Genomic DNA, 21,159 nt, shown 5'->3' on the forward strand with positions numbered 1-21,159 from the left:
ATAATCTAAAAATTATCCAATTTTTCTGCTAATGTTAAACTGCGAACATATCCTTCAATACTTTGATCTCTACTGGTATCAATGTATACTTTATCCATACCGAAAGTTACAGCACCGTAACTTGGCCAGGAATTGAGTAAAACCAATGTTCTAAAAATAATATTTCCAACTCTTCCGTTTGGAGCAACAATAATATTGCATTTCTCTTTAATCGCTTTTTCAACTAAAATATAGTAATTTTCAACTTCTGCATCAGTATTTTCTTGGATGAGTCTGGTGAGTCTTTCACTGTCGGTTATTGATTGTGATACTTCTTCTCCTCTTCCAAAATCATCTTTTCTTCCTTCAGCAAGAACTGCTATTTTTGGATTTTTTCCAAGTCTTTTATAAAAAGCAATGCAGTTTTTGACAATATCCAGTCTGTCTTCGATAGTTTCACCTTCATCAATTCCAACAGGTGTTAATAGAAATTCATATTTGTCTCCATTAACATATGTTGCTCTTGTGATATGTGGATTAGTTGCCTTTAATGCCTTCATGATATTAGAAGCTGGAAGAGATCCACGAACTACGCCATGAATTTTATCATCTAAAACCGCACGTACTAAGTCTTCGTCACGATATATTAGTTTTAAATTTGTTTTTGGGTGTTTTTCTTTAAAAATATGACAAGCTTGTATTATATTTTCATTTTTTCCAACACCAATAGCTATTGTTTTCATTAGTTTAATTTTTAGTATTTCTTATATAAATTAATTTTTCTTAATTGTTCAATTTCATAAAAATTATTAATGATTTAATAATATATATTGGAACATGGATATTTCTGAAATTAATTTGGACCAGACACACATTAGATTAACAACAGATCTAATCTCTCATGATTTAAAAAGATACATATTTTCAGTTAGAAGAGATTTGAAAAACTATATTTTAAAAAACCAGGAGTTTTTAGCTTCACTTGAACCTATCAAATGTGAAGGTAATCTTCCATTTATTGTAAAGACAATGGTTGATGCATCTGCTGTTGCAGATGTTGGTCCAATGGCATGTGTTGCAGGTACAATTTCCCAATTGTCACTTGATTATTTGATGGGTCTTGATTCAAAGTATTCTATTGTTGAAAATGGTGGGGATATTGCTATTGTAAATGACTCTACAGTTTTGTGCGGTATTTATTCAAACAATCAGATTTTGGGAAATAATATTGCATTTAAAATAAAACCTCGAAAAAAACCTTTGGGAATTTGTACATCTTCAGGAAAAATTGGACATTCCATTAGTTTTGGAAAATCTGATGGGGTTACTGTTATTTCAAGATATCCTTCTGTTGCAGATGGCCTTGCAACAAGAATTGCCAATGAAATTAATGGGGCAACTAGTGAAGATAAGGTTTCTAATGGTCTTGAATGTGGGGAAAATTATCGGGAATTCTTTGATGGGGTATTGATAATCTCACAAAATAATGTTGGAACTATTGGGAAACTTCCGAAGATTGTTGAGACAAAAGAATTTGATGTGAAAATTGTTTAATATTTATAATAATTTAGCTTAAATTATATAATTTTATTTATTTATTAAAAAATTTTATCATAATTTATTTTATTTAATCGAATAAAATCACAATATTGTATTTTTGTTTAGATTAAATTATATATAATTATAATTATTTGTATTATTTTTGTTCAAAGTGGAATTTTTGTTTTTTTTAATATCATTTGATTGTATAAATTATACAAATAATTCATGTTATTTTATTCATTTTTTTTAATTTTTCCTTTAAATTTTAATGAATTTGTATATCTTGTAATATATTTTTGAATGCAATATTTAAATAGGAGTACTTGCATATACTATTGTATAAAGATTAAAGGAGTAATTTTAACTAAATCAACTTAGTTATCTTATGGGGAGATTAAATGTATAAAGATGAAATGATACAATTACACCAATTTTTAGTATATGTTTTAAAATATTTAGCAGAAGATGATCAGATTACAAATGATTGCACAGAATATATATCCCTTAAAATAAGTCCTCATCATATTCACAAGACCAAAGCTGAGCATAAACATGCTATTTTTGTTCTCTGTAAAATTATTGCGCAAGTTGTTGCTGATAAAGAAAATGATTCTATTCCGGACAATGTTCGTAACTCACTTGGAGATTTAGTAACTAGATCCCAAGTTGAACTCAGTGCAAAATAATTTTCTATCTTCTTTTTTTTATTTTTATTTTAATTTTATTTCTTATTTTTCTAAAAGCAAAATCTTAATAATACTATAATACATATAAATATTATAATCATATAAAAAAAGTAACTATTGTTATATTTTATAGGATATTGAATTTAACTAGAGTGATTTTGTTGAAATCTTTTGAATTTTTATCTATTAAAAGAGAAGAAAAGCCTAGAACCTGTGGTTTGACCATGGTTTTAGACAAAGGTTTAGGCCTTGAAACAGCCAGCAGTTTGATGGACATTTCTGGCGAATATGTGGACTATTTAAAATTTGGATGGGGAACATCCATTGTACATGAACAAGATATCATTAAATCCAAAGTGGAAATGTATAAATCTCATAATGTAACTCCATATACTGGAGGAACTTTATTTGAGCTTGCTTATTCAAAAAATAAGCTCGAAGAATTTTTTGAGGAAGCGCGCTATTTAGGATTCCCAGCAATAGAAGTGTCAGACGGGTCAACCTTTATTCCTCATGAAAATAAGTTGGAGTGTATTGAAAAAGCAAAAGAGGCAGGTTTTGAAGTATTATCTGAAATAGGTAAAAAAGACCCAACTTTAGATAAGGAATTATCAATTGATGAGCGTATTTCCAACATGAAAGATGAACTTGATGCAGGTTCTTCTCTTATTATTGTGGAAGCTCGTGAAGGTGGAAAGAATATAGGAATATTTGATAAAGAAGGTAATGCTAAAGATGATGAAATTGATGTCATTTTAAACAGTATCTCTGGTGAAAAAATCCTTTGGGAAGCACCAAATAAAAATCAACAAGTATTTTTTATATTGAAGCTTGGTAATACAGTTAATTTAGGAAATATCTCTACTGATGAGATTACATCTCTTGAAACCTTAAGAAGAGGTTTGAGAGGAGATACTTTCGGAAAATTATAGAAAGGTGTATTTAATTGACAACTAGATCAATTGAAGATATAAATAAAAAAATTGAAAACGGTGAAGCAAATATCTTCACTGCAGAAGAATTTAAAAAACTCATCAAAAATGATGAAACTCCAAGTTTTGAGGAAGTTGACGTAGTTACTTGTGGAACATGTGGTGTCATGAGTGGTACTGCTGCTATTTTGAACTTTGTAGTTTCCGGACCTGGTGAATTTATAAGAGCAAAAGAAGTTTATATGAATGGGGTGCCTGTGAATGCAGGACCTTGCCCAAACGAGTGGTTAGGATCAGTTGATGTTATTCTTCATGGAACAACACATTCCATCCAGGATGCAAATTATGGTGGTGGATTCTTACTTAAAGAATTACTTGAAGGTAATGATATTGATGTAAGAGTTGAAAGTGTAGACGGTAAAACAATTGAGAATACAATTACAAAAGATGATCTTGTAAGGGGTCAAATTATTGGAACCCGTATGGCATTTAAAAATTATACTGCATTTACCAACCCTAATAAAGAACCAATTCCATCAATCTTTGCAGCTACTCCTCTTGAAGGAGGTCTAACTGGATTGACATTTTCAGGATGTGGAGATTTAAACCCACTTCAAAATGATGTTCCTCAAAATGTTATTAAAGAGGGAATTAAAATTCTTTTAAATGGTGCTCAAGGTTATTTACTTGGAAATGGAACAAGATCCAGTGCTGAAAAGCCAAACTTAATGTTAACTGCAGATTTAACTAAGATGGATCCGTATTACCTTGGTGGTTTTAAAACAGGACAAGGTGGTGAAGTCTATGATACTGTAGCAATTCCAATACCTGTATTAAATGAGGAAATTTATAATAATTTACTCATTACTGATGATAAAGTAGGTATTACTGTATCAGATATTAAAGGACGTCATTTACCACTTACTACAACTAATTATGAAAAATTATGGGGAGATTATAGTCTAAGACCTCAATATGATAGAAATAAATGTTCAAATTGTGAGTCATGTACTGTAGAACCAATCTGTCCAACCAATGCATTTGCTAATAAAAACATAAATATTGCTCATTGTTTCGGATGCGGAATGTGTTCTCATTATTGTCGCAACGATGCATTTGACATGAATACTGGAAGCGTTGATTTAACAATCAATGATGAGGATGTTAATATTCCAATTATTTGTAGACAGTCTGATAGAATAAGGGGAAATAAATTAGCATTAAAATTAAAACAAATGATTCAAAGTCAAGAGTTTAAATTATAGGTGTTTTTATGCAAAAAATTACGGATTCACCGATAAATTTTGCAGAAGATGTAATTGAAGATGTTAAAAACTCAAAAGATGATGGAGTTTTAAAATGTGTTCAATGTGGGATGTGTACTTCAACATGTCCTGCAGCTTTACATTCTGATTATAATCCTCGTGAAATAATTGAAAGAGTATTGGACGGTGATATGTCAATCATCGAAGATGATTGTATTTGGAATTGTTTTTACTGTTACACATGCCACAGTGTATGTCCTGTAGGAAACAGTGTATGTGAAGTAAATCAAATTTTAAAGCAATTTGCAATCAAAAATGAAATAGGATATGATAAGCTCTATGAATATATGGGTTTTGCAGATTCCTACTTTACTGCAGCTATTGGAGCAATTCCTGAAATATTTTTTGAAGATATTGATAGGGATGTTCCTGGATGGTGGGACTTTAGACAAAATCTAGAAGAAATTAGGGATGAATTAGGATTAAATCCTCCTTTAATGCCACCACAAGATGTTATTGACGAAGTAAGTAAAATATTAACAATAACTGGATTTAAAAATAAAATTGAAACAATTAGAGCAACACAGGAGGGTGGAGAATGAAATCTATTCCTGATAAAAATATACTTTTATTCAGAAGCTGTCTTGTAAGTGTAGAATATCCAGGTGTTGAAGCATCAACAAAATATGTATTTGAAAAACTTGGAATAGATTATGCTATTTCTGAAAAACAAACCTGCTGTACTGGATTAGGTCATTATTCTGATGTATTTGACCAAGTGGACACAACTGCAATTGGAGCACGTAACTTTAAAGTAGCTGCTAATTTAAACCGTAAAAATTTAGTCATGATGTGTGCTACTTGTTATGCAATCAATAAAAAATCAGTTAAATTACTCAACAAAAAAGATGATTTAAGAGAACATATCAACCAGTTATTTGAAGATAATGGTTTGTCTCATTTAAAATATGAGAAAGATGACTTAAAACCAACTGAAAATATTTTCCATGCAGTTGATATTTTCTATGGTAAAAAAGATGAAATCAAAGACCATATCAAATATGACTTAAGTGAGTATAAAATTGCTACACACCACGGTTGCCATTACTGTAAAGTGCACTATGAAGATACAATTGGTGGTGTAAGGGATCCTAACATTATTGATGAACTTATTGAAGCATGCGGATGTAAAACAATTGGTTGGTATGATTTTAAACGTGCAACCTGTGGAACTGGTTTCAGACAAAGATATTCCAATCCAGAATTGTCATTTACAGCAACTGCAGACAAAATGAACTCACTTGCTGATGAGGATATTGATATATTAGTTCATTTATGTCCTAATTGTCATATTCAGTTTGATAGGTATCAACATTTAATTGGAGAACGTGAAGGCAGGAAATTCAGAGCAATACACCTTAATGTAGCGCAATTTATTGCACTTGCTATGGGAGGAGACTTTGATAAAGTCATTGGTGTTAAAGCTCATACAGTACCAATAGATTCAGTAATTAAAGAATTAAAGGAGGTTGAGAAATGAGGGATGATTTAAAAGTTGGCGTGTTTTTATGTGAATGTGGAGGAAATATTGCAGATATTGTAGACTTGGATGAAGTAAGAGATGCATTGGATGTTGAATTCATCGGACAATTCGAAAACTTGTGTTCTCTTAACGGACGTAAAATTATCCGTGATGCAATTTTTGATCATGACCTTGACCGTGTTGTAGTTGCAGCATGTTCTCCTATAAGTCATGAAAAAACATTCCAGGATTATATCAAACCATTAAACCCTTATTTAATGGACATGGCAAATATCAGGGAACAATGTTCTTGGGTACACTCAGATAAAGAAAAAGCTACCCATAAAGCTATTACTTTAATAAATGCTTCCATTGAAAAAGTTAAACAATCTGATGCAGTTGATCCGATTTATTGTCAAACTCCTGATGAAGTTGCAGTTATTGGTGGTGGAATTGCCGGAATGAATGCAGCATTATCTCTTGCCAAGCAAGGAACTAAAGTCACTTTAATAGAACAATCTCCATCTATCGGTGGGCATATGGCTAAGATTGGTAAAGTTTTCTCACCAGTTAAAATTGCTGAAGAATGTGGAATGTGTCTTTTAAATCCAATTCTTAATGAACTTGTCTGGAATGAAAACATTGAAGTATTAACCAATACTAAAGTAATTGAATCTGAAAGACGTGCTGGAACATATAATTTAATCTTAGAGAAATCTCCAAGATATGTTGATGAGGATAAATGTATTGCATGCGGTAACTGTGCTGAAGTATGTGAAGTTGAAGTTCCAAATGACTGGAATGACAATTTATCTTTAAGAAAAGCTATTTATAGGCCATTTGGTCAATCTTTTCCCGAAGCATATGTAATTGACATGGATAATTGTAACAAATGTGGTGACTGTTTTAGACAATGTAATATGAAAGCTATTAGGCTTAAAGGAAAACCTGAAAAAATTCCTTTGCAGGTAGGTTCAATTATTGTTGCAACTGGTCATCAGTTATTTAATATGGAAAAAAGACCTGAATATGGGTACACTCGTTATGATGATGTAATAACTCAATCAGAACTTGGACGTATTACAGGTGTGAATGGTCCTACTAAAGGTAAACTCTTAAAATCCAATGGTGAAGTTCCAAAACGTGTTGTAATGATTCAATGTGTTGGTTCAAGAGATGAAAAACCAGAAGGACATAGGTACTGTTCTAAAATATGTTGTACAGTAGCTTTGAAGAATGCTAATATCATTAAACATAAGTATCCTGATACTGATGTTGTAATTTGTTATACTGATGTTAGGACTCCAGGAATGTTTGAGAAATACTATAAACACACTCAGGAAAATGAAGTTCGTTTCATTAGAGGACGTCCTGGTGAAGTAGTTAAAAAAGGAGATAATTTCATTGTAAGAACAGAAGATACTATTAAAGGCGAATTTATAGAAATTGAAGCTGATATGGTTGTTCTTTCAACTGCAATAGAACCTTCTGAAGGTACTAAAGAAATTGCTGAAATTTTAAATGTAGGTACTACTGAAGATGGATTTATTAAAGAATCCCATCCTAAAATCAAACCGGTTGCTACTGATGTTCAGGGAATATTTGTTTGTGGAACTGCACAGGATCCAAAAGATATCACGGATTCAATTATGCAGGCAACTGCCGCTGCATCAAAAGTCAATGAATACAATTATGGTGGTGTGGAAATCGAACCGTTCATTGCAGAAATTGATAAAGAAAAATGTATTTTATGTGGTGACTGTATTAAAAAATGTAAATATAAATCTATGAGTATTCAAGATGATGAAATTTACATTGACCCAATGAGCTGTAATGGATGTGGAAAATGTCTTATCGGATGTAATCAAAGAGCTATTACAGTTAACGGTAATATTGATGAAAAGATCATGTCCACAATTAAAGGTGTATTGTCCAAAAAACAAGAAGGTGATCGTACAATCTTAGTGTTCCTGGATAATATTGGTTATACTGCAGCAGATAATATTGGTGTAAACAGGTTGTCTTATCCTGAATCAATTCATATTATCAAAGTAATTTCAGTAAATCGTGTAAGACCAAGACATATTCAGTATGCCCTTGAAAACGGTGCTGATGGAGTATTTATTGGTGAATTCCCTGGAGATTTAATGTACGATGAAGTGGAACGTAAAATCCACAGGGTAAAAGATAGGATTGCTGAGATGGGTGAAGATCCTGAAAGAGTTACATTCTCAAAAGTATATATTCCATACTTCTCAGGATTGGCTCGTAAATTCATTGATTTTGATAAAAAAATTGAAGAATTGGACAAAGCAGAATTATAATTTGAGGATTTTTCCTCATTATTTTCTTTTTTTTTAAAATTATAACTCATTTTTAAAGGTTATTTTAAGACCAAATCCTTTAGGTATATCTAAAAGTGCAGATTCTCCATCTAACTGTTTTATTAAACTTTGGATAATTGTAAATCCTAAACTTTTTGATGTTTCAAAATTGAAGTCATCTGGAAGGCCTCTACCATCATCCCAAACATCAAGTTCGCAGATATTATTATTTACCCTAAATTTAACATAGAAGTTACCTATTTCATCTTCGTTAAATGCATACTTTATGGTATTTAATCCAAGTTCATTAATAATTAATCCAATTGGTATAGCTTTATCCATCCATACTTCATGATTTTCAATGTCTAAGTTTAAATTAATGTTTGAACTGTATAAGCTAAACAAGTTTTCCAAAGTTAATTGAATATAGTTTTCAGAGTCAACATGAGCTACATCTGATGAGTTGTATACCTGTTCATGAATTGTTGCCATTGAACTAATTCTAGTTCTAGTTTTCTTTAGGATATCCTCATAGTCCTCTCTGTTGAACCTTAACTCCAAATTAAGTAAACTTAAAATGATCTGCAAGTTATTTTTTACTCTGTGGTGAACTTCCTTAAGTAGAATTGTTTGATTTTGGAATGATTCAACTAGATTTCTTTTGATTATAATTTCTTCGGTAATGTCTTCAATAATTCCATTGATTTTTCTTGTTTCAAAATCCGTATTGATGAAATTATGGCTGATACATTTAATGTATTTTGTATTTCCTTTCATTGTTTTAATCTCAAGGGTTGTATCAAAGTTTATTATATCTCCAGGCTTACAGTTTTTTGATGCCTTTTCATGTTTTTTGGAAATTAATTCCCTGGATTCCGGAGTGGTAAGATTGAAAACTAAATCTTCATTGATTGTTCCGTTAATTGGTTTCATTTCCAAAATTTCAAATATTTCGCTGGTCCAGTTGTAATTGTTTGCACTACCGTTTACAATAGCTATTTTTGATAATGACTGTACGTTTTCGATTGTTTGCTGTAATTCAATAGCTTCGTTTTTTAGAATTTCACTTTCCAAATCTTTTTTAACCCATTTTCTTGAGTAATACAGAATTATTCCCAATATGGTTGTTAATGATGCTAATGTTGATATGATTGAGACATGGCTGAATATTGGGGTGATTGATGGTCTTAAAATTTCAATTATACAATATATAGTTACTATTCCTGCTAGGATATGTGTAATTAACCTTAATGTTTGTTTACTTATGTCAGATTTTATTCCAATTGGTTTGAATAATCCATTTTTTGTTGGGAGTGCTGTGAATGTTGCAGCAGATAACATGTGGAATATAAGATAATGCAATGATTTTGAATACATATCAGGTGTTCCTAAATAATAAAGCAAACCTCCAAATCCAATTATCATGGAAGTTAAAGCAAGAATCTGCATTATGTTTTCATATTTTCTCAAGAATACACTTATTATGAAGAAAAATGGCAAGAGTATATTAATTAAACCGAATAACTGTGTTTCACATAGGAATCTCATCCATTGATCAAAACCAAATAATCCGAAAAATGAAAATATTCCACTTAAAACTATTATTCCTGAGATACCTAATGTTATGTTTGCTATTAGATTTAATTTATGATTTTTTGAGGTTATCAAAAAGAATGTTAGGAATATGAAAAAATAATAATATGAAATTTTTGTTGAATCGCCAATTATGGTTAATATTGGGTTAGCTGGAAGAATATTTAAATCAATAATCCAAACTAATGCTGAAAAAACTATAAGTATTAGAGATGCAGTACGTGCTCTTTTAAGTAAGTTTAATTCAAATTCGTGGTCAGTATATTTTTCAAATAATTCTTTGGTGTCCATAATATTCTCAGAGTTTTTGTTGATTTTAATATTATTAATATATAATTTTATTTATTTAATATTAATGGGTTTTATTTGAGAATATTGTAATTATTTCAACTGTGATGTTATAGTCTTTTGACCAATTCTTTTCCTAAATCTGTGCATTTGTATAATCTTCCTTTTCTTACTTCTTCATTAACACAGATTACCAGGTTTTTCTTTTTCAAATCAGAAAGAGCGGATGATACCTGACTGGTATTTACATTGATTTCTTTTGCAATTTGTGATGGCATCTTTAAATCATTGGTAATTGATTTTAATGTTTCGGTCCTGTAAAAGGATACCTTAACATAGCCAAGAAGTTCGTAAATTTCAGTCTCATTCATATATATAGTTCTTTAATTTCAATATTTAATCTTTATATATTAGTTATATTCATTTATATCTATTTAATAACAATTTTTACATATTATAAATCAGTTATAGGGTTTTTGTATATAAAAAAGGTATTTTTTAAGGAGTAATGATGATGTATTTTGGTGGATTTTGTGGGTGTTTAAAAGGTTATTTAATTAGAAATTTTCTTAATTAAATAACATCCATAAACCTATTTTTAATTTCTACAGGAGTTAAATCAATAATTGGTGCTTTTGAGTTTCCAGGTTCTGTACGATAGACAATGAAACTGGTATCGTCACTTTCAATGAATTCTTTTAGGTTAATATCACTGAAATCATAACTGTTTGTAAATCCAACTCCTCTTGCAACATCAACAAGGTCAAGTTTTTGAGCATAGGTGTCCTGATTACCTGTTGAACCGTATGCACCATTGTCTATTACAATCCAAGTCAAGTTTCTGGGATTGTTTGCAAATACTGTAACGAGTGATCCCATATTCATCAGGAGTGCACCGTCACCGTCAATTACAACAATGTCCTTGTCTGGTTGGGATAATGCAAGGCCAAGTCCGATTGAGGATGCAAGTCCCATTGATCCGATCATGTAAAAGTTTTCTGCCCTGTCTTTTATGTCATATAATTCTCTTGATGGATATCCTATATTGCAGATGACCAATTCATCATCAATATGTTTCATTATGTCTTCAATAGCTTCTCTTCTTGCCATGTTATCACCAATATTTAATTTCAAGCAATATGCTTACGGGTTTTCCTTCTTCAACTGTTAAGTCCCAAGCATCTTTCACATCTTCGTATGCTCCCTCTGGAGTTCCTGGCTTGAAGAATTGATAGTTCATTGCTTTTAGGATTAATGGAGTTGATTCTCCCATTGGAACTTGTCCGCAAATGTTTTCTCCATTTGTTCCTCTATGGCTCATTATCATAAGCAATGGGAATTCATATAATTCTGTTAGGGATTTCAATGCATTAATGGAATTTCCAAGTCCTGAATTCTGCATTAAGATTGCTACTTTTTTACCTCCGAGATATGCGCCAGCACATATTCCAATTCCCTCTTCTTCACGAGTAACTGGAACGTGGGTGATATCAGGGTCTTCATCAATCATATTTAATAATTTTGATAAGTTGACGCATGGAACGCTTACAATAAAGTTGATTCCTGCATCTTTGAGTCCATCAAATATAGCTTCACTACTGTCCATTGTATCACATAGTTAATTTTTAATATTATATCATATTTGTCATAATTATTATAAAAAGCTATTTAATTTATTAATATTCACTTAATTTTTAATTATTCTGAATATTTTGGGTTTAATTTGATTAAACTTAAAATTGTTAATATTGGGCTCTTTCAAAAACTTGTGTGATTTGAATTTTCACTAGTTTTTGAGTCACAAATTTTTTCGTTCTATTTTTTATTTATTTTTAATTTAAAAAGCAGTAAAATTAATATATTAGGTGGAGCTAATATATTAATATGTCCGTTATCAAAATAAAAGCTCCATATAAATTTATGGAGTCAAAATAATTTAAACTTTTCGATTTTGTTCCTAAGTTTTCTGAATTCCGTCAATTTGATGATCTTTCTCGATTTTGTTGCGAAAATATTGAGGACAATCTTATCAGATTGGAAAAAAGAGGTAAAATACATTTTGAGAATAGAGTTGAAATTTGTCCATCTTGCAAATGACATAATGCTGTTAAAAATGGTACTTATGAACGTAAACTTATTTTTTTAAGAATTGGATAACAGATTTGCACTATTCAAAAATATAAGTGCAGAAAATGCGGTAAAGTCTTTTACACTGATTTATTATCCTTTGTTTATTCTAATTCAAATATTACATTGCCTGTTATTGAATGTATTGAGAATTTATATTAAATTTATGGAGCAGGGCTCCATAAAATACGATTTGACTTAAAACAACAACATAACATCGAAATCTCACATCAAAGCATTGAAAACATCTTATTGAACTCTAATTATCAATTTAACTATGATAATTGGACTTATTCTGGATATTACTTATTTGATAGTCTTTGGGTTAAAATTAATGGTGAATGGAACTATATTTTAGCCTTATTCGACGTTAAATTGAATACTCTTGTTTCCACCAAATTGGTCGAATCAGAAGATTCTAAGACCATTTATCAATTTTTAAATGAATCCCTAAGAAATCAGAAAAAAATATCAATAGGCACAGACTTAAAACACGAATATCGTGAAGCCATCGATAAATTAAAAGTAAAACACCATTTCTGCAAATTTAACGTGAAACAAGCAGTAAACAAAAGATTTAAAGATTACTTTGACAAAAATCCATTATCTGAAGACGAAAAAGACATATTAAATTGTTTAAAAAAGGACATTTATAAAATATTGGATGCAAAAGACTTAAATACTGCTAAAGAACTTAGAAACGAAGTAATAGACAAAAAATATACAAAAAACAAGTTCACAAACAAAATTCTTTGGAAATTCATCATTCCTTACTTCAAAAAATTAACGACACACCTGGAAAACACGAACATCCCATCAACAAACAACAAAATCGAAAATATCTTCCAAAAAATATTCCCAAAACACATAAAAAGAACAATGAAAATAGAACAAGGACTTCTAGCCAGATTCATGCTAAAACTAAATTATTGGAATTTAAACAATGAAAAAGAAAAAAAACACACAAGTTTTTGAAAGAGCCTAATATTGAATAGTAACCTTTTTATTTAACTTAAAACTAAAATAAAACCATGTTTGATAAACTACCAATTTCTTATAAAACAGAAAAGATTTTAACCAAGTCTTTGGATGAACAGATATCTGTAGAAGAAGCAAACTACTTGATGAACATTAAAGGTGCTGATTTGTACCCTTTACTTGCGACTGCTGACTATTTAAGACAGGAATTTGTTGGAGACAAAGTTACATTTATCAATAACTGTAATATTAACTTTACAAATATCTGTACTGTCAGATGCGGATTCTGTGCATTTGGAAAAGATGAGGGTGATTCTGAAGCTTACATTTTAAATGATGAGCAAATCCTTGCAAAAGCTCAAGGTGCTGTGGAAAAAGGTGCTCATGAATTCTGTGTAATGGGTGGAGTGCTTCCTGATGCCGATATTGAATATTATGAACATTTAATGCACTTGTTGAAAGATGAGTATCCTGATGTTATGATTCATGGATTTTCACCAACCATGATTGCTGATGCATGTAAAGTATCTGGAATCGACATCGCTGAAGGATGTGAAAGGTTAAGAGATGCTGGTCTTGATACCTTGCCTGGAACTGCTGCTGAAATCTTGACAGACCGTTCAAGAGAATTGATTTGTCCTGAAAAGGTAAGCGTTTCCGAATGGATTGATATTGTTAAAACTGCTCATGAAGCTGGAGTGCCTGGTTCTGCAACAATCATGTATGGGCATGTTGAAACTTTAGAAGAAAGGGTAGAGCATATTGATATTATCAGAAAAATACAAGAGGAAACACATGGATTTACTGAATTTATTCCAATGACTTTCATGCATGAATACTCTCCAATATTCCTTGAAGGTCAGTCAAATCTTGGAGCTACCGGAACACAGGATTTAAAATTATATGCAGTTTCAAGATTAATGCTCAGGGATTTGATTCCAAACATCCAAGTGTCTTGGGTAAAAATGGGTTTCAGATTTGCTCAAGTTGCTTTAACTGCAGGAACTAATGATTTAGGTGGTACATTAGGAGGAGATGAATTATCTGCTGCTTCCGGCGCACCTGATGGGGTTGAAGCATCCATTGGTACATTAAGTAGTATGGTTAAAGATTTAGGAAGAACTCCGATTGAGAGGAATTCAAAATATACAGAATTTTATCCTATTGAATAATTAATTTTGGTGTTTTAATGAAGAAATTTATTGTCATTGACGGTTTGGATGGGTCAGGAAAAGATACACAGGTTAAATTAATAGCTGATATGTATGAAAAACAGGGTCGAAAGGTCGTTGTTCGATCCCACCCATGCTTTGACAATAGATATGGTAGAAAATCAAAGGAAGCACTTTTAAAAACAGGTAAAATTAATCATTTGCTTGCAACTATCTATTTTGGACTTGATGTAATCAGGTCTGTTGTGAAATATACTCATGATGACAGTATTGATGTATTGATTTTTTCAAGATACATTTTAGCAGTGATGTATCTTCCGGATGGTATCAACACTCTTGTCTATAAAATTGTGACATTTATTCTTCCAACATCAGATTGCATGTTCTTTTTAGATGTCAGTCCTGAAGAATCCCTTAGAAGAATTGGATCTCGTGATGAAGACACAGAAATGTTTGAAAACATAGAATGCCTTAGAGAAAATCGTTTGAAATCACAAAAATTCACATACAATTGGAATGTTATTCCAGGTGATGATTCGGCTGAGGTAATTTCCGAAAAAATAAAAATGAGATGTCTTGAAACAGACAAATTACTTAATTAACTTTTTTTATAAAACTTCTTTTATTCCTTCATTTGTTATAATCATTAAAGAATTGAGATTTTCTAAAACAAGTGAAACAATTGGATGAGTCTGAATATCCTTATGCATGAAAACTATTTCATTTTCAATAATATCAATCCAGTTAACGTGATATACAACAACACCGTTAACGATTAATCCTAAAAATTCAGGAACATATCTATCTGGGTTTATTTCTTCAAAATACTGGTTATTTCTTAATATGTCTCTTAAAACTTTATCCATTTTATACACCTTTTCTTTCATAAACAAATTTAGGGACTGCTTTATCAAGAGGATCAAAAGTTTCTCTATTCTTAACTTCCATACATTTCATACTTACCTTTGAGTGAAGTGATGAGGGGAGTCTTAAAATCCTTTTCAAGTCAATTGAAACTTTTGCATCAATTGTTGATAGATTAACGCGAGCCATAGCGGCAACAAGATTCTTATATCTTCTAGGTCCGATATCTCTTTTAAAATAACCCCAATTGTCATTATCCAAATGGTGTCTTGATGCCATGATGTCTTTCATTAATTTAGGGTTAATTCCATCAATTTTTTCATTACCTACTAAATGCTGTATATTGAATTTCACTTTATCTGTAAAAATCTTTGAATATCCGATAGGTATTGTAAAATGCTCAAAATTAAAACTTTTGTTTGAAATTTCAGGATTTATGAATTGTGATTTTGGAACTTCAGCTCCTGCAACATATTTTAAGACTTCTGATCTAAGTTCACTGTTGGCGGTCATCATTTCTTCATCTAGAATCCTGATGTGGTATCCTCTTCCTGAATAGATTAAATGTATGTTCTTTAATCCTAAATCTGATTGTAATGTATCAATTAATGTGTTGACTATTTCTAAAGCTTCACTGAGACAAACCTCACAAACTCCATTACATTGGCAGGTTCTAATGGGGATATCTTTTGCATCTACATCAAAAATGTATTCTGCCTTAAGCCAATCTTCTCTGCGTCTTGGATTGTTGTAGAATGCCACTGAAACATATGATGCGAAAGGAGACTTAAACTTCAAGAATTTTCCTAAAGATTCAGGACCTTTAAAAACTTTATACCTGTCATTAGGTCCTCTACCGTTATGGTCAAAACCGAATTCTCTCTTTTTTAAATCAGTAGCTATGAATTCCGGCAAGTCTTTTACTGACCATTCTTCACGATAGTATTGTCTTCTTTCTTTAAGTGTTGCTTTAGAAAACATGTTTATAAATTACTTTTTTAAAGTATTTATTTATTCGGTAAGTGTGCATTTACAAAGTAATGATTTTGAACACTTTTATTAATTAGGATGGTTAAAAATAAGTTCATGGAAGATGTAGTTGAAGTAATTGGAATTGAGCATTTGAAAGTTATTTTATCTGGTCTTACTCCTGAAGATATTGTAAAACCAGCTTATGAAAATTGGCAAACCGGTATGAGGACAGGTTATACTAGATTAAACCTTGAAACCGGTGAAGTTTATGGGATTGGAGTTGAATTAAATGACCTTCCACTTCCAAGTAATATTTACATTGACCTGTTTAAGATAGATTCATATGATGATCCTATTGATGAGGAAGAATTCTTCTCTAAAAATGAATACGAGGAATTTCTAGAATTCAGCAGCACAGAACCTAGTGAATATATTCCGGATATCATTACTGAATTCTGCGAGCTAAAAGGTATTGATGAAATGAAACGTAAAATAGGACTTTTGGCTTATAATTTTGAAAAAAGAGAAAGAGCTAATTATAATATGTGGGAATCAGCTATTTTAAACAAGTATTATGATGCTATTTATGAAGACCATAATCCTTTTGCGTTTTCACAGAATAGCTTATAGTTATTCTTCTTTTGGTGCTCTGTCAAGTTGGAATTTCTTACGCCCATAGCATGATAATGGGTTATTTATTCCTTTACATGATTTGTCTGGATGGCATAGGCTGGGTAGATGTATCTTTATTTTTTCACAGCTCATTGGAGTGTACCATTTGGTTTCACCTTCATGATTGATATCTACTCTATCATGCATTCCAAAACCTAATTTTGATATGATGTTTATTTTTTCCTGTGGTTGGTCTTCGAATAATGGTGGTGTACAGTTGTCTGCAGCATCAAAAATCAACGGTAAAATCTCATTTTCAGTAATTGTCAAATCAGGGTCCATATCAGATACCTTAACGCTTTCATCTGATGCAAATATTCTAGGATATAATCTTGCGTATGATGCAAATGAAGTTAATAGCAATACGATAGCATCGTTACGTCCACCTGAAGATACTCCATTGACTGTTTCCTGAATGCAAGGTGGGAATGCGTCAGGATTTAATTTTCCAGCTTGAACAGTACCGTAAATTCCTCCGCTTCCAGCATAATACTGATTATATTTTCCTATTTCATCAGGAATAAATTCTTTTAGTTCTTCACCAATTTTTATGATTGCAGGATGTATTTCAACTCTAGCAGACATTTCCTTTATTCTTTTAATGTACTCTTCAGTTTTCTGCATTATCAGTCTTGACAATATCTGTTCCTTGACGCTGTCCCCAATCAATATTCCATACATTCTATCAGGGCTTCTGTCATGGAACCTGTCGGCAAATCTATTCAGGAAATCGTCTTGCTGAAGAACGATGTCTCCGTTATCAATTAATAAGTCTGTCAATTTGAGTTTTTTTGTTGCAACAATATCCTTAAGTGATTTCCATTTTATGCTGCCATCAATTTTAACTTCATCAAGTACTTCATCAATGATTTCGGCTCTTGACATTGGAGGTATCTTTGAAAGGCGTTCCAGAATAAGTGTTCCCTGTGATTGGATAAAGAGTCTGGTTTCACGGGAACCTATGTTAAATTGAATTGCTATTGCCTGACATAGGATATGGAAAGTTACAACATCCTGTTGGAACAGTTCTTCATTGGTTAAAAATTCGAATTCCGCTTGGGTGAAGTTTTTGTTGTTCTTTTTTTCAATTGCCCATTGCATACGTTTTAAAGCTAGTTCATGATATGATTTTGGAATGTAATCATCTGAAAGCTTTTGATTTGTTGTACGGGTACAGATTTCAATCAATGATTCATCTTCCTCAAAAATCTGATTTAAATCACTGTAACTGCGAAGGATGCTTCTTCCTTCGTTTGATAATGGGTTAATAAAAGAAACTTCAGCCATACTTTTAATTTTTTATTTTATATATTAAATAACTAACTAATAATCAAAGTAAATATTTATGTGATGTGGTTATGGTAGGTTAGGGATGATTTAATGGTTTGTTGGTTGTAATTTTTGAATTAAATCAATATTTTCTATTTTTTCAAACTCTTTATCAAAACTAACTAAATTGAAAATATTAAATTCTTTCATTGTCAATATGATGCTTGAATCTGTGAAACTTAATTTAGTTTTTTTTGAATTAATTCCAATATATGTTTCAAAAATTCTAAAGTTTTCTGAGGTATAATTGGGTATTTCATATTCATTTAAAACTTCAAATGTATCTATCAAATTGTAATAGACTTCTCGGGCAGCAGAAATGTTTAATTTTCTTCCAGTTAATGTTAAAACTTCATTTAATATATTATTATTAATATAACATTTTTCATTTAAAACATATGCTAAATTAACTGCTTTTTTGTGATTGGAGTCTGAATCTAGGAGTAGTGCCATTATAAAAGAAGTATCTAAAAAGTATTCAGTCATCATATAATCTCCTTTTTAACTCAACGGAATTGGTTTTTTCATCTAAATGAAACGCACCAATTATGTTTTTAAAATTTCTTTTTTTCCTAAAATTTATTATTGGATGTCCATCTTCTGTCAAATCCCATTCAATTACATAATCTTTGTTTATGTTGCATTTTTTTCTGATCTCTTTAGGTATGCTTGTTTGGTAATTTCCGTATATTTTAGAAGTAGCTAAAACCATATTTTTACCTCCTATTATTTTATTTATTAATATGTTGATATATAAATATCTGTTATATTTAAATTATAATAATATTTTTAAATATAATAAATTTTTTTATAAGAAAACCATTCTTCAAAATTGACAATTTCATATTAAAAAAGCTAATTTTATTATACATGAATAACATAATTATTTAATGTTTAAACTTAGATAAGGGGATTATATAAATGTCAAAAATATTTATTTCATGTGCACTTCCTTATGCGAATGGACCATGTCATTTAGGCCACATCCGTTCTACTTATTTGCCTGCAGATATCTATGCAAGATATAATCGTATGGCTGGAAATGATGTTTTAATGGTTTGCGCTACTGACGAACATGGTACACCAATTGCTGTTAAAGCGGATAAGGAAAATAAAAAACCGATTGAAGTTGCTAAAAGATATCATGATATGATTGTTGATGATGTAAAATCAATGAATATATCTTTAGATAACTTTTCAAGAACCACTGATGAAAAACACTATGAAATTTCTCAAAATTTCTTTAAAGAATTATATGATAAAGGATTTATCTACAAACAGGATTTAGAGCAATTATACTGTCCAAACTGTAAAAAATTCTTACCTGATAGATATGTTGAAGGATTATGTCCAGTCTGTGGTGCTGAAGCTCGTGGAGATCACTGTGAAAAATGCGGTAGGGCATTAGACCCAACAGAACTCGATGAACCACACTGCATAACCTGTGGAACAACTCCTGTTATTAAGGACACCTATCAGTATGCATTCAAATTATCCGAATTTGAAGATGATCTTAAAGATTACATCGACAATAATGAATACCTTCCTGCAAATGTTAAAAACTATGCATCCAACTGGTTAAAAGAAGGATTGAAAGACTGGATTTTAACAAGAGATATGAATTGGGGTATTCCAGTACCATTGGATGAAGCGGAAGGTAAAGTTTTATACGTATGGATTGAAGCATTCCTCGGTTACATCTCATCTGCATCACAATGGTCTGAAAGATCTGGCAAAAAATGGGAAGAATACTGGAATGACTTTGCAGTTCATTTCATTGGAAAAGACATCATCTACCACCATTCAATCTTCTGGCCAGGATTATTAAAAGCATACGGATGCAAAACTCCTGACATGATTTATGCTGGTGAATTCTTATCCCTTGAAGGAGAAAAAATGTCCACCAGTAAAAACTGGGTTATATGGATTGCTGACTTTGTAAAAGACTACGACCCTGATCTCTTAAGATATTTCCTTACAATCAATGCTCCATTAAACAAGGATTCAGACTTCTCATGGGATGACTTCCAAAGAAGAAACAATGACGAGCTTGCTGATGTAATCGGAAACTTCTTGCACAGAACATTCACATTCACACGCAAATTCTTTGATAACAAAATACCTGAATATGCAAATCCGTCTGAAGATGATGAAGAATTCAAAAAAGCTATTGAAAGTTTACCTGAAACCGTAGGTGAATTAATATCCAAATTTGAATTCAGAGAAGGTTTACTTGAAATATTTAAAGTAGCTAAAAAAGGAAACAAATATTTCAACGATCAAGAACCATGGAAAGCTGTAAAAGAAGATATGCAAAAAGCAGCTAATTGTTTATACTTATCCAATCAATTAGCTAAAACATTAGCATACACATTAAAACCATATTTACCAACAAAAGCTGATGCTATAGCTAAAATATTAAACATTGATGACTTATCAGACTGGAATGAAGCAAATGTCTTCTTACCTGAAGGATATGAAATCAATAAAGCAAAACCTCTATTTAAAAAGATTGAAGATGAAGAAATAGAGGCTCAAAAAGCAAAACTTAAAGAAAACTTAAAAACTAACGAGGATGAAAATATGAGTGACTTAATTACTATTGACCAATTTGATGAAGTTGTAATCAAAATCGGACAAATCAAAGAAGCAGAAAAAATTGAAAAATCTGACAAATTATTAAAATTACAAGTTGAAATCGGTGAAGAAAAACCTAGACAAATCGTCGCAGGTCTTGCAAAATTCTATTCTCCTGAAGAATTAATCGACAGAAAAGTTTGTGTTGTAGCAAACCTCCAACCTGCAAAATTATTCGGAACCTTATCCGAAGGTATGATTCTTGCTACCGGCGAATCCGGTGCATTATTAACTCCTGACGTAAAAGCTGAAGTCGGCGAAAGAATTCAATAAAAAT

At 31.2% G+C, this 21,159-nt stretch carries 22 protein-coding genes; 12 read left to right on the top strand and 10 right to left on the bottom strand.

The window, feature by feature from the left end; translation table 11 throughout:
- Window positions 1-5 precede the first annotated feature (5 nt).
- On the bottom strand, window positions 6-722 hold the full coding sequence (gene mtxX, locus MR875_00620) for a methanogenesis marker protein Mmp4/MtxX (GenBank protein MCI6993357.1): 717 nt from the start codon (window positions 720-722) through the stop codon (window positions 6-8).
- A 94-nt stretch (window positions 723-816) separates the two neighbouring features.
- On the opposite strand from mtxX, the gene MR875_00625 reads away from it, so the two are divergent.
- The 7 genes from MR875_00625 (at window position 817) to MR875_00655 (ending at window position 8,250) form a co-directional block, all read left to right on the top strand.
- Complete coding sequence (locus tag MR875_00625; protein ID MCI6993358.1) at window positions 817-1,533, top strand: UPF0280 family protein; 717 nt, start codon at window positions 817-819, stop codon at window positions 1,531-1,533.
- 386 nt (window positions 1,534-1,919) lie between these two features.
- Window positions 1,920-2,207 carry a UPF0058 family protein gene (locus tag MR875_00630; protein ID MCI6993359.1) on the top strand — a complete coding sequence of 96 codons (288 nt, stop codon included), beginning with the start codon at window positions 1,920-1,922 and terminating at the stop codon, window positions 2,205-2,207.
- A gap of 161 nt (window positions 2,208-2,368) precedes the next feature.
- A complete protein-coding gene (gene comA, locus MR875_00635) occupies window positions 2,369-3,139 on the top strand; it encodes a phosphosulfolactate synthase (protein MCI6993360.1) in 771 nt (256 codons plus the stop codon).
- Window positions 3,140-3,153: 14 nt separating this feature from the next.
- Window positions 3,154-4,404 carry a methanogenesis marker 16 metalloprotein gene (locus MR875_00640; protein ID MCI6993361.1) on the top strand — a complete coding sequence of 417 codons (1,251 nt, stop codon included), beginning with the start codon at window positions 3,154-3,156 and terminating at the stop codon, window positions 4,402-4,404.
- Between the two features lie 8 nt (window positions 4,405-4,412).
- The gene (locus MR875_00645; GenBank protein ID MCI6993362.1) at window positions 4,413-5,006 is read left to right on the top strand and encodes a 4Fe-4S dicluster domain-containing protein; all 594 of its coding nucleotides are present in this window, start codon (window positions 4,413-4,415) and stop codon (window positions 5,004-5,006) included.
- Complete coding sequence (locus tag MR875_00650; GenBank protein ID MCI6993363.1) at window positions 5,003-5,944, top strand: CoB--CoM heterodisulfide reductase iron-sulfur subunit B family protein; 942 nt, start codon at window positions 5,003-5,005, stop codon at window positions 5,942-5,944. The genes MR875_00645 and MR875_00650 overlap by 4 nt, the downstream gene beginning before the upstream one ends.
- Window positions 5,941-8,250 (top strand): FAD-dependent oxidoreductase, encoded by a 2,310-nt coding sequence (locus MR875_00655; protein MCI6993364.1) that lies wholly within the window; start codon window positions 5,941-5,943, stop codon window positions 8,248-8,250. Before MR875_00650 ends, MR875_00655 begins: the two co-directional genes overlap by 4 nt.
- Before the next feature lie 39 nt (window positions 8,251-8,289).
- Here MR875_00655 and MR875_00660 read toward each other — a convergent pair whose 3' ends face one another.
- The 4 genes from MR875_00660 to comD all read right to left on the bottom strand — a co-directional run bounded on the left by MR875_00660 (window position 8,290) and on the right by comD (window position 11,737).
- A complete protein-coding gene (locus tag MR875_00660; GenBank protein MCI6993365.1) occupies window positions 8,290-10,134 on the bottom strand; it encodes a sensor histidine kinase in 1,845 nt (614 codons plus the stop codon).
- A gap of 107 nt (window positions 10,135-10,241) precedes the next feature.
- Window positions 10,242-10,502: a MarR family transcriptional regulator gene (locus MR875_00665; GenBank protein MCI6993366.1), complete on the bottom strand. Its 261-nt coding sequence runs from the start codon at window positions 10,500-10,502 to the stop codon at window positions 10,242-10,244.
- Between the two features lie 202 nt (window positions 10,503-10,704).
- Window positions 10,705-11,241 carry a sulfopyruvate decarboxylase subunit beta gene (comE, locus tag MR875_00670; GenBank protein MCI6993367.1) on the bottom strand — a complete coding sequence of 179 codons (537 nt, stop codon included), beginning with the start codon at window positions 11,239-11,241 and terminating at the stop codon, window positions 10,705-10,707.
- A 4-nt stretch (window positions 11,242-11,245) separates the two neighbouring features.
- A complete protein-coding gene (gene comD / locus MR875_00675; GenBank protein MCI6993368.1) occupies window positions 11,246-11,737 on the bottom strand; it encodes a sulfopyruvate decarboxylase subunit alpha in 492 nt (163 codons plus the stop codon).
- A gap of 773 nt (window positions 11,738-12,510) precedes the next feature.
- Between comD and MR875_00680 the strand changes: the two genes are divergently transcribed.
- From MR875_00680 to MR875_00690, 3 genes are read left to right on the top strand one after another with little or no spacing between them, the layout of a single operon-like run.
- Window positions 12,511-13,233, top strand: coding sequence for a DDE-type integrase/transposase/recombinase (locus MR875_00680; GenBank protein MCI6993369.1), 723 nt, complete (start codon window positions 12,511-12,513; stop codon window positions 13,231-13,233).
- A gap of 56 nt (window positions 13,234-13,289) precedes the next feature.
- Window positions 13,290-14,408, top strand: a complete 1,119-nt coding sequence (gene cofH, locus MR875_00685; protein MCI6993370.1) for a 5-amino-6-(D-ribitylamino)uracil--L-tyrosine 4-hydroxyphenyl transferase CofH — start codon at window positions 13,290-13,292, stop codon at window positions 14,406-14,408.
- A 17-nt stretch (window positions 14,409-14,425) separates the two neighbouring features.
- Window positions 14,426-15,010, top strand: a complete 585-nt coding sequence (locus MR875_00690; protein ID MCI6993371.1) for a thymidylate kinase — start codon at window positions 14,426-14,428, stop codon at window positions 15,008-15,010.
- 6 nt (window positions 15,011-15,016) lie between these two features.
- On the opposite strand, the gene MR875_00695 is transcribed toward MR875_00690, so the two are convergent.
- Both MR875_00695 and priS read right to left on the bottom strand, forming a co-directional pair.
- Window positions 15,017-15,274, bottom strand: a complete 258-nt coding sequence (locus tag MR875_00695) for a hypothetical protein (protein MCI6993372.1) — start codon at window positions 15,272-15,274, stop codon at window positions 15,017-15,019.
- Window position 15,275: 1 nt separating this feature from the next.
- Window positions 15,276-16,253 (bottom strand): DNA primase catalytic subunit PriS, encoded by a 978-nt coding sequence (gene priS / locus MR875_00700; GenBank protein ID MCI6993373.1) that lies wholly within the window; start codon window positions 16,251-16,253, stop codon window positions 15,276-15,278.
- Between the two features lie 105 nt (window positions 16,254-16,358).
- Between priS and MR875_00705 the strand changes: the two genes are divergently transcribed.
- Window positions 16,359-16,874 (top strand): hypothetical protein, encoded by a 516-nt coding sequence (locus MR875_00705; GenBank protein ID MCI6993374.1) that lies wholly within the window; start codon window positions 16,359-16,361, stop codon window positions 16,872-16,874.
- On the opposite strand, the gene priL is transcribed toward MR875_00705, so the two are convergent.
- The 3 genes from priL to MR875_00720 form a co-directional block, all read right to left on the bottom strand.
- Window positions 16,875-18,203 (bottom strand): DNA primase large subunit PriL, encoded by a 1,329-nt coding sequence (priL, locus tag MR875_00710; GenBank protein MCI6993375.1) that lies wholly within the window; start codon window positions 18,201-18,203, stop codon window positions 16,875-16,877.
- 90 nt (window positions 18,204-18,293) lie between these two features.
- Complete coding sequence (locus MR875_00715; protein MCI6993376.1) at window positions 18,294-18,734, bottom strand: type II toxin-antitoxin system VapC family toxin; 441 nt, start codon at window positions 18,732-18,734, stop codon at window positions 18,294-18,296.
- Window positions 18,724-18,957, bottom strand: a complete 234-nt coding sequence (locus MR875_00720) for an AbrB/MazE/SpoVT family DNA-binding domain-containing protein (protein MCI6993377.1) — start codon at window positions 18,955-18,957, stop codon at window positions 18,724-18,726. Before MR875_00720 ends, MR875_00715 begins: the two co-directional genes overlap by 11 nt.
- A 209-nt stretch (window positions 18,958-19,166) precedes the next feature.
- Between MR875_00720 and metG the strand changes: the two genes are divergently transcribed.
- Entirely contained in the window at window positions 19,167-21,155 is a 1,989-nt protein-coding gene (gene metG / locus MR875_00725) for a methionine--tRNA ligase (protein ID MCI6993378.1), read from the top strand.
- The last annotated feature ends 4 nt before the right edge of the window (window positions 21,156-21,159 follow it).

The sequence above is a fragment of the Methanobrevibacter sp. genome (genome assembly GCA_022775905.1).
In the GTDB taxonomy this organism is placed as follows: Archaea; Methanobacteriota; Methanobacteria; order Methanobacteriales; family Methanobacteriaceae; genus Methanocatella.

Excerpts from the sequence above, each read along its gene's own strand:
- MR875_00660 (MCI6993365.1), bottom strand. The coding sequence starts at position 10,134 with ATGGACACCAAAGAATTATTTGAAAAATATACTGACCACGAATTTGAA.
- MR875_00720 (MCI6993377.1), bottom strand. The coding sequence starts at position 18,957 with ATGGTTTTAGCTACTTCTAAAATATACGGAAATTACCAAACAAGCATA.
- priL (MCI6993375.1), bottom strand. The coding sequence starts at position 18,203 with ATGGCTGAAGTTTCTTTTATTAACCCATTATCAAACGAAGGAAGAAGC.
- MR875_00690 (MCI6993371.1), top strand. The coding sequence starts at position 14,426 with ATGAAGAAATTTATTGTCATTGACGGTTTGGATGGGTCAGGAAAAGAT.
- MR875_00650 (MCI6993363.1), top strand. The coding sequence starts at position 5,003 with ATGAAATCTATTCCTGATAAAAATATACTTTTATTCAGAAGCTGTCTT.
- MR875_00665 (MCI6993366.1), bottom strand. The coding sequence starts at position 10,502 with ATGAATGAGACTGAAATTTACGAACTTCTTGGCTATGTTAAGGTATCC.
- MR875_00655 (MCI6993364.1), top strand. The coding sequence starts at position 5,941 with ATGAGGGATGATTTAAAAGTTGGCGTGTTTTTATGTGAATGTGGAGGA.
- MR875_00695 (MCI6993372.1), bottom strand. The coding sequence starts at position 15,274 with ATGGATAAAGTTTTAAGAGACATATTAAGAAATAACCAGTATTTTGAA.
- mtxX (MCI6993357.1), bottom strand. The coding sequence starts at position 722 with ATGAAAACAATAGCTATTGGTGTTGGAAAAAATGAAAATATAATACAA.
- MR875_00630 (MCI6993359.1), top strand. The coding sequence starts at position 1,920 with ATGTATAAAGATGAAATGATACAATTACACCAATTTTTAGTATATGTT.
- MR875_00705 (MCI6993374.1), top strand. The coding sequence starts at position 16,359 with ATGGAAGATGTAGTTGAAGTAATTGGAATTGAGCATTTGAAAGTTATT.
- cofH (MCI6993370.1), top strand. The coding sequence starts at position 13,290 with ATGTTTGATAAACTACCAATTTCTTATAAAACAGAAAAGATTTTAACC.
- MR875_00625 (MCI6993358.1), top strand. The coding sequence starts at position 817 with ATGGATATTTCTGAAATTAATTTGGACCAGACACACATTAGATTAACA.
- comE (MCI6993367.1), bottom strand. The coding sequence starts at position 11,241 with ATGGCAAGAAGAGAAGCTATTGAAGACATAATGAAACATATTGATGAT.
- metG (MCI6993378.1), top strand. The coding sequence starts at position 19,167 with ATGTCAAAAATATTTATTTCATGTGCACTTCCTTATGCGAATGGACCA.
- MR875_00645 (MCI6993362.1), top strand. The coding sequence starts at position 4,413 with ATGCAAAAAATTACGGATTCACCGATAAATTTTGCAGAAGATGTAATT.
- comD (MCI6993368.1), bottom strand. The coding sequence starts at position 11,737 with ATGGACAGTAGTGAAGCTATATTTGATGGACTCAAAGATGCAGGAATC.
- priS (MCI6993373.1), bottom strand. The coding sequence starts at position 16,253 with ATGTTTTCTAAAGCAACACTTAAAGAAAGAAGACAATACTATCGTGAA.
- MR875_00715 (MCI6993376.1), bottom strand. The coding sequence starts at position 18,734 with ATGATGACTGAATACTTTTTAGATACTTCTTTTATAATGGCACTACTC.